The sequence below is a fragment of the Lentibacter algarum genome (genome assembly GCF_040580765.1).
Taxonomy (GTDB): Bacteria; Pseudomonadota; Alphaproteobacteria; order Rhodobacterales; family Rhodobacteraceae; genus Lentibacter; species Lentibacter algarum.
On the sequence record NZ_CP158687.1, the window covers coordinates 1,492,775 to 1,508,004 of the forward strand.

Genomic DNA, 15,230 nt, shown 5'->3' on the forward strand with positions numbered 1-15,230 from the left:
GCGAAGATGGCCCCACACTTAACTGTGGTGAGCCATGCCAGCCTATATTTCAGAGTTCAGCTACCTCGGAACATCATCCGGTGAATTCATTGAAATAGCTGTGCCTGCAGGTACGGATGTATCTTCATATTCGGTCATCTTCTACCAATTCAACGGCACAATTTATAACGGCTTCTCCCTTGGAACATCGGTAACAACGATGAATGGCCACGACATCTACGTGATCAACAACTCCACCCTGGGTTTCAGCACAGGCGACCCGATGGGCATGTTCTATGCCGATGATGCAATCGCGCTTTTTGATGGCAGCGCAGTGATCCAGTTCATATCATGGGCGGGCAATACAGTGACAGCCGTCCAAGACCCAGCCAACGGGCTCACAAGCACCGAGGTGGGCTTTACAGCCACACAAGGAAACTCGCTCCAAAGCGACGATGGCGGGCTCACATACTATGAACAAACAAGCGTCAACCAAGGAAGCATTCCCGCCTGCTACGCCACGGGCATGCTTCTCCTGACACCGCAAGGCTGGTGCGCCGTGGAGACGCTTCAAGAGGGCGACTGGCTGTTAGGTGCAGACGGAGAGGCCCACCCGATCCTCTGGGTCTGGCGCGGCACACAAGCGCTGGATGGCACAGGTAACCCTGTGCTGATTTCTCGCGGTGCACTCGGCCCGAACAGGCCCTTCGCCGATCTTATCGTATCCCCCCAACACCGCATCGTACTGGACGGAAGCACTTTTGCCCCTGCCAAGGCGCTCACAGCCCTCAAGGGCATTCGCGAGATGCGCGGCAAGCGCGAGATAACATGGCATCACTTCGCATGCGCTGCCCATATCGCGGTATTGGCCAATGGCGTTGAGAGCGAGAGCCTCTTGCTCGGGCCACAGGTCCTCAAGTTCTTGCGCAAAGCCGACCTCCACAGGCTCTACAGCTTATTTAAGAACGCTGAGAAAGGCGGCGCACTCAATGGTCCTCCCGCCCTTCCGTGTCTCACAGTTGCGGCTGCGCGCAGACGTCTAGCGGCCTTTGAAAAGCCCGCCCAAGATACCACGAATGATGCGGCGTCCTGTGGTCCCTTTGAGCTCACGCACAACCTGCTTGGTGAGCGCCTCGCCAAAACTGTCGCCTTTTGAGCTGCGCGAGGATGAGCGGCTTACGCCGGTTCCTTCATAGCGCCGAGCGGCCTTGAACTCACGCTCCTGCTCTTCTGCCACAGCTTCAGCGCGCTCTGCGGCCTCTGCTTCTGCAGCGGCTTTATCAGCCCGCTCCGTCAAGATTTCAAAGGCCGAACGACGGTCCAAAACAGCTTCATATTTCCCAGCAATGTGCGATAGCGCCAAGACCTGTGCACGCTCAGATACTGTGATCGGCCCGAGCTGTGAACTGGGCGGGCGGATCAGCGTGCGTTCGGCTATGCCCGGTACGCCTTTGTCCTCCAAAAACGAAGTCACAGCCTCGCCCACCCCGACTTCTCGGATGGCTGTTTCAATGTCAAAGCGCGGGTTCTTGCGGTAGGTTTCCGCTGCCAACCTGAGTGCCTTTTGATCGCGTGCTGTGAAGGCACGCAAAGCATGCTGAACTCGGTTGCCAAGCTGTCCCAGAATATCCTCGGGCACATCATCAGGGTTTTGAGTGATGAAATAGACCCCGACCCCTTTAGAGCGAATAAGCCGCGCAACCTGTTCGACCTTATCGACCAGAACCTTGGGAGCGCCTTCAAACAGCAAATGAGCTTCATCAAAGAAAAACACGAGCTTGGGCTTGTCTGGGTTTCCAACTTCTGGAAGCTCCTCAAACAGCTCGCTCAGCAACCAGAGCAGGAATGTTGAATAAAGTCGTGGTGAGGACATCAGCGTATCCGCAGCCAACACATTGATGCGCCCGCGCCCGTCGCTATCCACAGCCATAATATCCGTAAGCGCTAGGGCAGGTTCGCCAAAAAGCTTCGCGCCACCCTGATTTTCAAGAACGAGTAAGCGACGCTGGATCGCGCCGATTGAAGAAACAGAGACGTTGCCGTAGCGCAGGCTCAGGCTGTCTTTGTTCTCGCCGACCCAGACCAAAAGCGCTTGAAAGTCTTTCAAGTCCAGAAGTGGCATACCTTCCTCATCGGCCACACGAAAGGCTATGTTAACAACCCCTTCTTGCGCCTCGGTCAGCTCCAAAAGCCGCGACAAAAGCAAAGGGCCCATCTCAGCAACAGTGGTCCGTATCGGATGGCCCTGCTCGCCAAACAAATCCCAGAAAGTCACAGGAAAGCTCTCATAGATGTAATTTTCATAGCCGATTTTCTCGGCACGGCTCGTAAAGGCCCCATGCAACTTGGCGCTCTCACTGCCAGCCTTTGCCAGCCCGGAAAGATCGCCTTTCACATCTGCCATGAAGACAGGCACGCCCGCATTGGAAAAACTCTCAGCCATAATTTGCAGAGTGACCGTTTTCCCCGTGCCCGTCGCCCCTGCGATCAGCCCATGACGGTTGGCATATTTTAGCCCCAAAATCTGCGCGTCAGCATAGTCAGCGCCGCCGCCACCCATAAAAATACCATCTGTCAAAAGCCGTCTCCCGTTTAAAATCACCTGTGCGTTTGATTCCGCACGCCTTGCATACAGTATTTTAATGTTTTGTCCTCAGTATCAAGCATGCTTCGCGCCTCGTGTCCTCTTGGTGCGGAGTTGACTTCCTCCCTGTCAGACTCGGCCGCGCTCTTGGGTGCGGCCCTTTTTTACGCCTAGTTACAATGGTCTATTGACGCCTGCGACCAAATGACATAGCATCTGCACCATATTAAGTCGGCCAAGTCCGACGGGGAGAGACTATTGGGAAAAGGGGCCGAGCGGCCCCTTTTTCTTTTGACCGTCAAACGCCATAGACCCAGTCAATTCGTTTCAGCGCTGTAACCGCTTGCGCAGAAAAGTGCTCATAGCCTTTGGCCTCGGACCGATTTGCCACTGACAGCTCCGCACCTGCGTGATAAGTGGCTGCCAACGTTATAATAACAGGTGGAAAGTCTTATGTTCAACACAACGCGCACTGCGCTCATTCTTGCGCTCCTTGCAGCACCACTCGGCCTCTCAGCTCAAACAGCAACGGAAGAGACCCCAGCCGCAACAACCGAAACAACAACAGACGCCGTGGAAGCGACTGAAACACCCGTTGAACCTGCACCCGAAGCTCTGAGCCTTGGCGAAGAGGCCATGCCAGAAGCCTACATTAAGTCAGAGTCAGGCGACTGGAAGGTCCAATGCCTGCGTGATCCGGCTCTGCCCGAGGGTGAAGATAACCCCAACGAGCCTTGCCAGCTGTTCCAAGTCCTCCAAGACGTGAATGGTACAAATGTTGCTGAAGTCACGATTTTCCCACTCGCCGAGGGTGGTAAGGCTGTTGCTGGAGCAAATATCCTTGTGCCGCTGGAAACCTTGCTTTCCGCACAGCTCACCATCCAAATCGACAACGGCAAAGCCCGTCGCTACCCTTACAGTTTCTGTAGCCCAATCGGCTGCTTTGCACGCGTTGGTTTTACGTCACAAGACATCGCTGCAATGAAAAAAGGCGCTAAAGCAAAAGTTCTTCTGCGCCCTGCACCTGCGCCTGATGAGGTCGTTGCGCTCGATATGTCGCTTGCAGGGTTCACCGCAGGCTTTGACGCGCTCACAGCCAAATAACTACGCCGATATAGACCTCAAAATTTTTAAAAGCCGCTTGCGCTGCATGCGGCTTTTTTCATTGCGGTCGAGACATTAAACTTTGCGCAGCGCAATCACAGCGTTCAAGCCACCAAAAGCGAATGCGTTAGACAAGGCGGCGCTCACTTTGGCCTCGCGTGCCTCATTTGGCACAATATCAAGCGCACATTCCGGATCAGCCTCTTCATAGCCAATCGTGGGTGCAATGATCCCATCTCGCAGCGCCATAATACACGCCAAAAGCTCCACAGCGCCTGTCCCGCCTATCAGGTGGCCGTGCATGGATTTCGTTGATGATATCATTAGCTTGTCCGCATGTGCGCCAAACGCGTCTGCCACAGCCGCACATTCGGTCTTGTCGTTGGCAGCCGTGCCCGTGCCATGCGCGTTGATATAGCCCACATCCTCACGGTTAAGCTTCGCATCGCGCAACGCTCCAGAAATCGCTCGAGCGGCTCCCTGTTTGGAGGGCATAACGATATCTGCCGCATCAGAGCTCATCGCAAACCCAGCCACTTCAGCAAGTATATCCGCACCGCGCGCACGCGCGTGCTCATATTCTTCAAAGACAAATATCCCTGCGCCCTCGCCCTGCACCATGCCATTGCGATTGGCACTAAACGGGCGGCACGCGTCTTTGGACATCACGCGCAGCCCCTCCCAGGCTTTCACACCGCCAAAACACAGCATAGATTCAGATCCGCCCGTCACCATCACAGGCGCAAGCTCGCCATGAACCATCTGAAACGCCTGCGCCATTGCATGGTTTGAACTTGCACAAGCGCTCGCCACCGTAAAGCTCGGCCCCTTGAGGTTAAACTCCATGCTGACGTGGCTCGCGGCGGCATTGTTCATCAACTTTGGCACAACAAAGGGATGCACACGGTTCTTGCCCTCTTCATAGACCGACCGGTAATTTTCATCGAGTGTGGTCATCCCACCGCCCGAATTGCCCAAGATAACGCCAGACCGCGCTGCAAGCTCACCCGAAAACGAAAGCCCCGACTGCGCGATCGCCTCACGCGCGGCAATAAGTGTAAACTGCGTAAACCGGTCAAAGAGCGAGAGTTGCTGCCGATTGAATAAATTTTCGGGCTCAAAGCCCTGCACTTGCGCGCCGATCTGCACTGCAAGCCGCTCGACATCCTGCATCACCAGTTGTCCGATGCCACATCGCCCCTCAGCCATCGCCTTGAGTGTGTCAGGGACATTATGAGCCAACGCATTGATCGTGCCAGCACCCGTGATGACAACACGCTTCATCGCGGCTTAGCCCTGCTGCTCCGCTACGAGTTTTTCAATCCCCGCAACGATGCTTGCCACATTGGTGATATCAAATTCTGACTTTTCAGGCTCATTTGCATTGAACGGAATCGAAATGTCGAATTCTTCTTCAATGGCAAAAATGCTTTCAACCAGCCCGAGACTGTCAATGCCAAGGCTCTCCAGCGTGCTATCCGCACTGACATCCGAAGGCTCAAGCACGGCTTGCTCTGCAATGATCCGGATCACTTTGTCCTGAACACTCATGTCACCCCCCAAGGTTGCCTGAGGCCCGTTTAGTCGTTCTCAGCGTTTTTGAAAACCGCTTTTTGCAACTCCGCCACCTGTTTAAACAGTCGTGGCAAGCGCCGGATCGCCTTGTAGCTCTCGACATGGGTTTCCATTTTTACAGCAGGATATCCGAGCAAAACACGCCCTTTAGGCACATTGGTGAATATCTTGGTTGCGCCGCCTGCAATGACGTTATCGCCGACAAAAATATTGTCGTTCAGCCCGACTTGCCCTGCAAAAACACAGTTGTTGCCAATGGTCGAGCTGCCCGCCATGCCGACCTGCCCACAGATCAAACAGTCAGTGCCAATCACCACATTATGCCCAATATGCACGAGGTTATCGAGCTTGGTGCGCGCGCCGATTTTGGTGTCTCGTACAGTGCCGCGGTCAATACAGGCGTTTGCCCCAATCTCGCAATCATCACCAATATGCACCGCACCCAGCGAGTTGATCCGCTCCCAATGTTGGCTTTCTCCCTCGCCTTGGTCGCCCAGTGAAGCGCGCGTGCGCTCAACAGCACTCTGCTCAGGCGTCACAAAACTAAAGCCATCACCACCGATCACAGCGCCAGGCTGGACAATAACCCGCGCTCCAAGCGTGGTGCGCGCACCTATCCGCACACCTTCGCGCAGAAAACAGCCTTCTCCCAAGGTCGCGCAGGCGCCAATGAAGCTCTGTGGCCCAACGACACTGCCAGCACCAATGCGTGCGCCTGCAGACACCACAGCCAATGGCCCCACGGTCACATCCACGCCAAGCTCTGCTGCAGGATCCACAAAGGCTGAAGGATGAACGCCTTTTGGAAAACTCTCACCGTGATCGAACTGCTTTGACAGTCCCGAAAGCGCATAGCGGGGTCGTGCTGGTACAATCGCCGCCTTCAGGCCGAGCGCCTCAAAGTCCGCACCCTCCCAAAGCACCGCTGCCAAAGCCTGCCCCTCAGGCAAACGCTCTGCAAAAGCTGGCTTCATAGCCAAAGCAAGGTCACGTGTTCCAGCGTCTTGCGGCTCAGCCACAGCGTCAATCTCAAGAGAAAGATCGCCAAAAGCCTGAGCTCCAAGCGATCTTGCAATGGTTTCAATTGTGTAGGTCATGGGCCCGTTCCTAGCAGTTCGCAGCTGTGGGCCTTTTGATTAGCCCTGAACCGCGCGAAGCACCACCCCTGCATTTTGCAAAGCGTTCCAGATCTTCGCATCACGGCCATAGACGTCGCGGCGGAAATGGGTTCCACCTTTCACATCCGTAAAGGCCGTGCGGTAAATCAAGTGCACAGGCACGGGCTGCTCAAGCTGGACAGCCGATTCAACGCCTGTTTTCAGGTAACGATGGAACTCGCCTTTGGGATCATTGCTCTGCTTGGCAAGCAAAGCATAGGCAAATTCAAACGGATCACCGAGGCGGATACAACCATGGCTATAGGCCCGTGTCTCGCGGCTAAAAAGGTTCTTTGCCGGCGTGTCATGCAAATAGATGTTGTATTTATTTGGGAACATAAACTTCACCAGCCCGAGAGCATTGCGCTTGGAGGGCGGCTGCTTGATCGCGTAAGGGAACGTGCTCTCAGTGTATTTCGAAAAGTTGATCTGGCTGCGCGCCACTTTGCGCCCACGGCTGTCATAAAGCTGCAAATGCCCTGCTGCGTTGGCGTTGCGCTTCATCATCGGGAGATACTCTTTTGTGGCAATGGAGCGTGGCACATTCCAAGTTGGATTGATAACCAAGTATTCCATGACATCGGAAAACTCGGGCGTGCGGCGCTCACTGTCATTCGCCCCTACGACGGAACGGGTTTCAAAAGTCACTTTCCCATTGTCGATGATCCGCGCTGAAAAATCGGTGATATTGACAAGAACATGGCGACGCCCCCGCTCCTGATTGACCCAGCGTTCGCGTTCCATCGCAACGATAATAGACTTCAGGCGATCAGCCGCGGAAGTATTGATCTCTTTCAAAGTGCCAGCGCCGGCAATGCCATCGGCCACGAGCCCGTTGTCTTGCTGAAACTCTTGCACTGCCTTTTGAATTGTAGCGTCATAGCTTGGTGAAACTGAGCGTCCAAGATAGCCCATCGCGCCCAAACGATCACGAAGCGCAATGACTGCATTCCCCGATTGACCGGGTTTGAGCGAAGCCGCAGACACCGTCTCGCCAAAGCCGCCCGACGCAATCAACTTCTCAAAACGCAGCTTTTCTTTCATCAATCGCGCATACTCTGGCGTCTTGGGCGGTAAAGCGCGGAAAAAGCTGTTGGGGTTTGATTTAGCAAAATTCACAAGATAGCTGCTGCGCTCGCGGTACGGGATCGACCGCACAATGCCACTGTCAATTTTGCTGGGCACAAGTGCGCCTGTCTGCATGTTCTGCGCAAGCTCGACAAAGGTTTTGCTCATCTCGACTTCGACAAGCCCACGCGCTCTCGGAGTGTTGGCAGCTTTCAACTTTGCCATCAGGCCTTCGGCGTCATAGCGCTTACCTGGCAAACCATGAACGTCCGCCTCGGCAATCGCCTGAAACAATGCCTTACGGCGCTGCGTATCCTTTCCAAAGGTCCCAGTCCATAATGGTTTGTAATCATTGGCTTTATAAAATGCCGCAATGTCGGCGTCCCGCGATGCGGCTTCGGCAACAGCCTGCTTGAAAGCAGTCACCTGCGCCTCAGCAGCGCCCGCAAGCGCCACGGCACCAAACATGGCAATGATAAAACCCATAATCAGGCTTTGAACTCGGTTGAAAGAAATCTGCATAGAGCCCCCACTCGTTCTTATAACTGTACACGTATCGTCAACAGTCTTTTGATATACGTCATACGCGCTGTCCACTCACAATGGCATTATCAGCGTATCAGAAAGGTGAACATTTGCATCAAAGCCTCAGAACAAGGCCAATTTGGGCAGTTTCGCAGATTTTCAGCAAATTTCTGCCGAAAATGCTGGCTATTCAACAAATTGGGCAAACTAAACTTGGCCCATGATTCGAAATATGCCATAAGGTGCGGACATCTGGGGAGATGATGGCAGGACACGCGGGAAACACCGCGAAAACAGGTAAGAGCGACGGGACGGCGCTATGACTATGAAACAGACATCAAGCTCAACGAGCTTCTCAAGACGAGCACTGCTTGGCGCTTTCGCCGCAACAGCCCTCGTTTCAGCCCCCACATACTCCAAAGCCGCAGGTCTTCTGCGTGGATCAGGCGACATTCGCCGCATCAAGATGTACTCCGCGCGCACAGGCGAAAAGATCGACATGATTTATTGGGTCGAAGGCGATTACATCAAAGACGCGGTTCAGGAAGTGAACCACTTCATGCGTGACTGGCGCACGGGTGATGTGAAAAACATGGACTTGCGCACCATCGATATCATGGCCGCCTCCCTTAATTTGCTGGATGTGAATGAGCCCTTCATGCTGCTCTCTGGCTACCGCAGCCCCAAAACAAACGCTATGTTGCGCTCGCGCTCCAGCGGTGTTGCCAAAAATTCCTTGCACCTCAAAGGTCAGGCAGCCGATTTGCGTCTCAGCTCCCGCTCAGTGAGCCAGATTGGCCGCGCAGCCGCCTCCTGCGCTGCCGGCGGTGTTGGCCGCTACTCGGGCTCAAACTTTGTTCATATGGATTGCGGCCCCGTTCGCACCTGGGGCGGCTAAACTGCACCGCTAAAGACTAAAACGCCGCACGAAAGACAAGATGGGCCCGCCTTAGGCGGGTTTTTCTTTGCGCCGTGATCCGCTTTGCTCCTAACCTTACAAAAATAAAGGAGCACACCATGTCCGATTATCACAGTCACGACGCCACTGGCCTCGCCGAGCTGGTCACAAAGGGCGAGACCACCGCTCATGAGCTACTGGACATGGCCCTTGCTGAAACCAGACGGCTCAATCCAGCACTCAACGCCGTTACCATGCTTGCAGAGGACGCCGCACGCGCCGCAATAGAGAAAGGTTTGCCTGACGGCCCCCTTAAAGGTGTGCCGTTTCTGCTCAAAGACCTCAAATGCGAGGCTCGCGCCTACCCCACTAATAATGGTTCAAAGTATTTTGAAGGCCATACATGGGCTTACGATTCCACTATGTTTACACGCATTGCCGCCACTGGTGTTGTGTCCTTCGCGCGCACAACATCCCCCGAACTGGGCGTTGGCCCCGTCACCGAAGCACAAGTCTATGGTGGACCAACACGCAATCCATGGAATCTAGGGCGCACATCAGGCGGCTCTTCCGGCGGATCGGGCGCGGCTGTCGCCGCAGGAATTGTTCCGGCGGCGCATGGCTCTGATGGTGGCGGCTCTGTCCGAATTCCTGCAGCCTCTTGCGGCCTTGTCGGAATAAAGCCAACCCGCGCACGCTTTCCCTCAGGCCCCGCCTCAGGGGAAGGCTGGGCAGGTATGGCCATTGACGGCTTCCTCACCCGCTCTCTGCGTGACAACTGCACGCTTATGGACGCAGTCACAGGCCCCGACCTTGGAGCGCCTTACCACGCTCCATATATGGCCCAAAGCTTTACTGACGCACGCCAAACTCCGTCTCGAAAACTTAAAATCCGCTATGTGGAAACCACTCTGGACGGCCGCGACATTCACTCTGAGTGCCTTAAAGCCGTTAAGGAAACAGCGCATATTCTCAGAGACTTAGGGCATGATGTTGAAGCATACATCCCACCAAAAAGCCTTGATGTTCCACAAATGATGGCGGCTTGGACCATTACAGTCGCTTGCGGGACCGCCCTCGCGATCCAAAATGCAGCAAAGGCCCGTGGTGAAGAGGTAGATCAAACCCAGCTCGAAGGCGTCACCCGTGGTGCACTCGCCTATGCCAAGACCCTAACAGGCCCGGATTACCTCAATGCCGTAAATCAGATTCACGCCTTCGGGCGGCGTATGGCGGCAGAGTTTCTCGCCTGTGATGTCCTGCTCACAACCACGTTGGCCGAGCCCCCTTGCGAAGTCGGCAGGCTCAAACCTGACAATGAGGATTTCGTCGCCTATCGCAACGGAAAGGGCGGCGTCTTTGACTATTCGCCGTTCACGGCAGCCACAAATGCATCAGGGCAGCCAAGTATGTCTTTGCCACTCTATTGGAGCGACGATCACCTGCCTATAGGCGTTCATTTTGCCATGGCAGCAGGTCAGGACGCAGCTCTCGTCAGCCTCGCAGCCGAACTTGAAGTCGCCGCCAACTGGGCTCCGATGCAAGCCAAATTGCTTGCAAAAGGCGGTATCTGGCCGCGTTAACGCAGCTCCATCAAGCGCACGCCATGCGGCAATGTAGCGAGGTAAACCCCCTCACCTGTCTCCGCGATAGTATATCCGAGGCGCGCAAGCCGCCTCTGACGGGTTTGTAGCGTTTCTGGGCTGGACAAGATCGGCGCCACGAGCGCTTTGATTTGGTTCAGCACAACAGGATCACATCGCTGTATCATGGCTCAGCCCATCAAAGCGCAAAGATCATTTCCGCGCAAAAGCGATGTTACGTAGGCGCCTTTATCCGTATCACGGATCGCATAGCCATATCCGCGCAGACGGTGCTTCCACTCACGATCAGACACAGCCATTTTGCGCTCGCGCATCACAACGTCACGGATGGTTTCGATATCATTCATCATTGTCTTGCTCCTTTACCTTTTTTGTAAAAACACACTGTTTACAAAATCAGCATTGTAGGAGCCTGTGGCACAGGTTTAGCCAAAAAGAGGAATTTTAACGAATGTGAAGGTAATATTAAGGCAGATCAGCCGCCAAGCCCTGCTTCTGCCTCAATTTGGCGGCGAGACTTACGTTCACGCTCAGTCGCAGACTTAAGCTGTCCACAGGCCGCCATAATATCCTCACCGCGCGGGCGACGAATTGGAGATGAATATCCCGCCTTGTAAACAATCTCTGCAAAGGCTTCGATCTGCTTGCGATCCGAGCGCTGATAGGCAGAGCCAGGCCACTCGTTAAATGGAATGAGATTGATCTTCGCAGGAATGCCTTTGATCAACTTCACCAGACGGCGCGCATCCTCCTCAGAATCGTTCACATCCTTCAGCATCACATACTCAAAGGTGATCCGCTCGGAATTTGAGAGCTTGGGATACTCGCGCAGCGTTTGAAGCAGTGTCTCGATGTTCCAGCGCTTGTTGATCGGCACAAGCACATCGCGTACCTCATCCGTGGTCGCATGAAAGCTCACGGCCAAGAGACAACCGATCTCTTCCGCCGTCTTGGCGATCTCGGGCACAACCCCAGAGGTCGAAAGCGTAATGCGACGGCGCGAGAGAGCAATCCCCTCGCCGTCCATAGCGATTTTCATCGCATCGCGCACATTGTTGAAGTTGTAAAGCGGCTCGCCCATTCCCATCAAAACAATGTTGGAGAGCAATCTTGGCGGCGCGTCCGCCGTACTCGCGCCCGGCTCTGGCCATTCATCAAGATCGTCCCGCGCAACCATAACCTGCCCGATGATTTCACCAGCCGTCAGATTGCGCACGAGCTTCTGTGTGCCCGTGTGACAGAAGGTGCAAGTCAGGGTGCAGCCCACTTGCGAGCTAATACACAGCGTCCCACGGTTCGTCTCAGGGATATAAACCACCTCGACTTCATGACCGCCCGCAATTTTGACAAGGTATTTGCGCGTGCCATCGTCTGACACTTGCTTCGTGACAACTTCAGGCACCTCAATCACAAAATTCGCCTCAAGCTCGGCCCGAAACGCCTTTGAGAGGTTGGTCATCACGTTAAAGTCGCGCTTGCCCCATTGGTAGACCCACTGCCAAACTTGGTTGAGGCGCATCTTGAGCTGCTTTTCAGGTGTGCCAATACGCGCAAGCTCGGCTTTGAGCGCCTCGCGCGTAAGCCCAACAATATTGACCCGCCCCGCATCATACTCAGGTATTTTGCGCGGTACGGTGAGCATGTCTGGCGTGATGGTTGTGTCGTTTGTCATAGGTCCTGTCCGCTTGGCTTAGGCTCTCATATAGCATTCGCGCGCCAAAGCAAAACCCCTCCCCGCCAGTTTGGCAGGAAGGGGCTATTTGCTAAATGACTGCTGTCTTTAGAAATGAGCCGAGTTGGCCCCCAGCGGAACCTGCTGGGGCGGTGCAAACTTCGTAAGGTCGATTCCTTCAACAGCGGCTTTGTACTCTTCCACAGTCGGGGTGCGGCCCAGAATGGCAGCAAGCACCACAACAGGCGTCGAGGCCAAAAGGCTCTCGCCCTTCTTCTCGTTGCTGTCTTCCACAACACGGCCTTGGAAAAGGCGTGTCGAGGTTGCCAGCACAGTATCGCCCTTGGCGGCCTTTTCTTGGTTGCCCATGCAGAGGTTACAGCCTGGCCGCTCAAGATAGAGCACGTTCTCATACTCGGTGCGCGCTTTGCTCTTCGGTGCAAAGTCATCAAACTCAAAATCAGAATAGCGCTGCAGGATTTCCCAGTCGCCCTCTTCCTTAAGCTCGTCGATGATATTGTAAGTCGGAGCCGCCACAACAAGAGGCGCCTTAAACTCGACCTTACCATTCGTCGCTTCCAGATTGCGCAGCATCTGAGCGACAATCTTGATATCGCCTTTATGCACCATGCAGGAGCCGACAAACCCGAGATCGACCTTTTTCTCTGCCTTATAGTAAGAGATCGGGCGGATCGTATCGTGCGTGTAGCGCTTTGAAACATCGATGTTGTTTACATCAGGGTCTGCAATCATCGGCTCGTCAATCACACTCAGATCGACAACAACTTCCGCAAAATACTTGGCGTTGTCGTCAGGCGTCAGAGCAGGAACTTCACCAGATTTGATCTCTGCAATACGCTTGTCCGCAATGTCGACAAGGTTCTGAAGCATCCCGTTTTCATGCTCCATACCCTTTTCAATCATGATCTTGATACGGCTCTTGGCAATCTCAAGGCTTTCCACCAGCGTCTCGTCATTTGAGATACAGATAGAGGCCTTCGCCTTCATCTCGGCTGTCCAGTCGGTAAAGGTAAAGGCTTGGTCCGCCAGAAGCGTGCCGATGTGAACCTCGATGATACGGCCTTGGAAGACGTTGTCACCATGCTGCTGGAGCATCTGCGCCTGCGTGGCATGCACAACATCGCGGAAGTCCATATGCTCTTGCATCTTACCCTTGAAGGTCACTTTCACAGACTCAGGGATCGGCATTGTTGCCTCGCCCGTCGCCAGCGCAAGCGCAACAGTGCCCGAGTCCGCTCCAAAGGCCACGCCCTTGGACATCCGTGTGTGGCTGTCCCCGCCAATGATGATCGCGCGGTCATCCACAGTGATATCATTGAGAACCTTGTGAATAACGTCTGTCATCGCGTGATACTGATCTTTCGGATCGCGCGCCGTCACAAGGCCGAAGTCGTTCATAAACTTCATCAAGCGTGGCGTGTTCGCCTGCGCCTTCAAGTCCCAAACAGAGGCCGTGTGACAACCAGACTGATAGGCACCGTCCACGGAGGGAGACAAAACAGTCGCCGCCATCGCTTCAAGCTCTTGGCTTGTCATCAGGCCCGTGGTGTCTTGTGACCCAACGATATTCACTTTCACCCGCACATCAGAGCCCGCATGAAGCGGCTTGTCTGTTTTCACACCAACAGCATTGCGGTTGAAGATCTTTTCAACAGCGGTAAGGCCTTGGCCGTCGTTGTGGATCTCTTTTGACGGCGCAAAAACAAGCGGCATCTCAACGCCCAGCGTTTCGGCAGCAAATGTTTGCAGCTTTTTCCCAAAGACGATCGCATAAGAGCCACCCGCCTTCATGAATTCCATTTTTTGTGGCGTAAACGAGCTTTCAAGTGAGACAAGCTCTGAATCGCCGGCATCATTATAGAGCTTTTTCGTCTTGCTGTTGATCGTCAGGACCGTGCCAGTCTCAACAGAATAGACCTGCTCAAGGATTGGCTCGCCATCGTTGTTCAAAATAGGCTTGCCGTCAGGGCCCGTTTTCTTGACCCAGTTTTTGAGATCAAGACCAATGCCGCCGGTCACACCAACGGTTGTGAGGAAGATCGGTGAAATACCATTCGTGCCCGCGACAATCGGCGCATAGTTCACGAAAGGCACATAGGGGCTCGCAGGCTTACCCGCCCAAAGCGCGACATTGTTCACGCCCGACATACGCGAGGAGCCAACACCCATCGTGCCTTTTTCAGCGATAATCATGACCTGCTTGTCAGGGTGTGCCGCTTTAAGCGCTTCGATCTCGTCCTGTGCCGCCTTTGAAATAAAGCACTGGCCATGAAGCTCACGATCCGCGCGCGAGTGTGCCTGATTGCCCGGTGAAAGAAGGTCTGTCGAGATATCACCCTCGCCCGCGATGAACGTCACCACTTTGGTCTCTTCCTGCACTTCGGGCAGCTTGGTGAAGAACTCTGCTTTCGCGTAGCTTTCCAGAAGGTCCGCTGCGACAGCATTCCCTGCCTTATAAGCCGCTTCAATACGGGCGGTGTCGGCCTCATAGAGGAAGACTTGTGTTTTCAAAACATCTGCCGCTTGCGTGGCGAGCGCTGCATCGTCGCCAAGTGCGATATCCAGCAAAACACCAATAGAAGGGCCACCCTTCATGTGTGAGAGCAGCTCAAAGGCAAATGTCGGCGTAATCTCGGCAAGCACAACCTGCCCAAGGATAACCTCTTTCAGAAACGCAGCCTTGACGCCCGCCGCACTCGTTGTGCCAGGCAGCGTGTTATAAATCAGAAAGTTCAGCGAGCTATCACGCTCTCCATGGCCTGTGTCTTTGATCTGCGCAATCAGCTCGCTCACAAGCGCCGCATCATCAATCGGCTTAGGGTGCAGCCCTTGCTCTTTGCGCGCTTCAATCTCGGTCAGGTAGTCAGTGTACAAGCTCATCTTAAACCTCGTGGATAAGTTTTGGCGGGACGGACTCGCAGGCCTGAAAACAAAGTTCCCAACCCAACAAGCGCTATTTGTATGCAGCGGTATACCAATGCTGTCAAAAGAGCAAGAGTTTGCTGCGAAATTTGATGGCAATTTAGAGAGTTTTCACGCGCCC

The 15,230-nt window shown here is 54.4% G+C and carries 13 protein-coding genes; 4 read left to right on the forward strand and 9 right to left on the reverse strand.

Going from position 1 to position 15,230, the window contains the following annotated elements:
- Nucleotides 1-34: 34 nt before the first annotated feature.
- Nucleotides 35-1,135, forward strand: coding sequence for a Hint domain-containing protein (locus DSM117340_RS07265; RefSeq protein WP_271437042.1), 1,101 nt, complete (start codon nt 35-37; stop codon nt 1,133-1,135).
- Here DSM117340_RS07265 and DSM117340_RS07270 read toward each other — a convergent pair.
- Entirely contained in the window at nt 1,019-2,557 is a 1,539-nt protein-coding gene (locus DSM117340_RS07270; RefSeq protein WP_089891044.1) for a helicase HerA-like domain-containing protein, read from the reverse strand. The genes DSM117340_RS07265 and DSM117340_RS07270 overlap by 117 nt on opposite strands.
- Before the next feature lie 459 nt (nt 2,558-3,016).
- Between DSM117340_RS07270 and DSM117340_RS07275 the strand changes: the two genes are divergently transcribed.
- Entirely contained in the window at nt 3,017-3,667 is a 651-nt protein-coding gene (locus DSM117340_RS07275) for an invasion associated locus B family protein (protein WP_089891041.1), read from the forward strand.
- Nucleotides 3,668-3,742: 75 nt separating this feature from the next.
- On the opposite strand, the gene DSM117340_RS07280 is transcribed toward DSM117340_RS07275, so the two are convergent.
- From DSM117340_RS07280 to DSM117340_RS07295, 4 genes are read right to left on the reverse strand one after another with little or no spacing between them, the layout of a single operon-like run.
- Nucleotides 3,743-4,951 carry a beta-ketoacyl-[acyl-carrier-protein] synthase family protein gene (locus DSM117340_RS07280; protein ID WP_354690026.1) on the reverse strand — a complete coding sequence of 403 codons (1,209 nt, stop codon included), beginning with the start codon at nt 4,949-4,951 and terminating at the stop codon, nt 3,743-3,745.
- 6 nt (nt 4,952-4,957) lie between these two features.
- Nucleotides 4,958-5,218: a phosphopantetheine-binding protein gene (locus DSM117340_RS07285; protein WP_089891036.1), complete on the reverse strand. Its 261-nt coding sequence runs from the start codon at nt 5,216-5,218 to the stop codon at nt 4,958-4,960.
- A 29-nt stretch (nt 5,219-5,247) separates the two neighbouring features.
- Nucleotides 5,248-6,339 carry a UDP-3-O-(3-hydroxymyristoyl)glucosamine N-acyltransferase gene (locus DSM117340_RS07290; RefSeq protein WP_089891033.1) on the reverse strand — a complete coding sequence of 364 codons (1,092 nt, stop codon included), beginning with the start codon at nt 6,337-6,339 and terminating at the stop codon, nt 5,248-5,250.
- 39 nt (nt 6,340-6,378) lie between these two features.
- Nucleotides 6,379-7,953 (reverse strand): L,D-transpeptidase family protein, encoded by a 1,575-nt coding sequence (locus DSM117340_RS07295; protein ID WP_177170678.1) that lies wholly within the window; start codon nt 7,951-7,953, stop codon nt 6,379-6,381.
- A 358-nt stretch (nt 7,954-8,311) separates the two neighbouring features.
- Here DSM117340_RS07295 and DSM117340_RS07300 point away from each other — a divergent pair, with 358 nt between their 5' ends.
- A complete protein-coding gene (locus DSM117340_RS07300; protein WP_089891022.1) occupies nt 8,312-8,890 on the forward strand; it encodes a DUF882 domain-containing protein in 579 nt (192 codons plus the stop codon).
- A gap of 119 nt (nt 8,891-9,009) precedes the next feature.
- The gene (locus DSM117340_RS07305; protein WP_089891019.1) at nt 9,010-10,473 is read left to right on the forward strand and encodes an amidase family protein; all 1,464 of its coding nucleotides are present in this window, start codon (nt 9,010-9,012) and stop codon (nt 10,471-10,473) included.
- On the opposite strand, the gene DSM117340_RS07310 is transcribed toward DSM117340_RS07305, so the two are convergent.
- The 4 genes from DSM117340_RS07310 to DSM117340_RS07325 form a co-directional block, all read right to left on the reverse strand.
- Nucleotides 10,470-10,661: a hypothetical protein gene (locus DSM117340_RS07310; protein WP_089891016.1), complete on the reverse strand. Its 192-nt coding sequence runs from the start codon at nt 10,659-10,661 to the stop codon at nt 10,470-10,472. The two genes, DSM117340_RS07305 and DSM117340_RS07310, sit on opposite strands and share 4 nt — an antisense overlap.
- A 3-nt stretch (nt 10,662-10,664) precedes the next feature.
- Nucleotides 10,665-10,844, reverse strand: a complete 180-nt coding sequence (locus tag DSM117340_RS07315; protein WP_089891014.1) for a hypothetical protein — start codon at nt 10,842-10,844, stop codon at nt 10,665-10,667.
- 125 nt (nt 10,845-10,969) lie between these two features.
- Complete coding sequence (gene rlmN, locus DSM117340_RS07320) at nt 10,970-12,166, reverse strand: 23S rRNA (adenine(2503)-C(2))-methyltransferase RlmN (RefSeq protein ID WP_089891011.1); 1,197 nt, start codon at nt 12,164-12,166, stop codon at nt 10,970-10,972.
- Between the two features lie 108 nt (nt 12,167-12,274).
- A complete protein-coding gene (locus DSM117340_RS07325; RefSeq protein WP_089891007.1) occupies nt 12,275-15,067 on the reverse strand; it encodes a bifunctional aconitate hydratase 2/2-methylisocitrate dehydratase in 2,793 nt (930 codons plus the stop codon).
- Nucleotides 15,068-15,230: the final 163 nt, after the last annotated feature.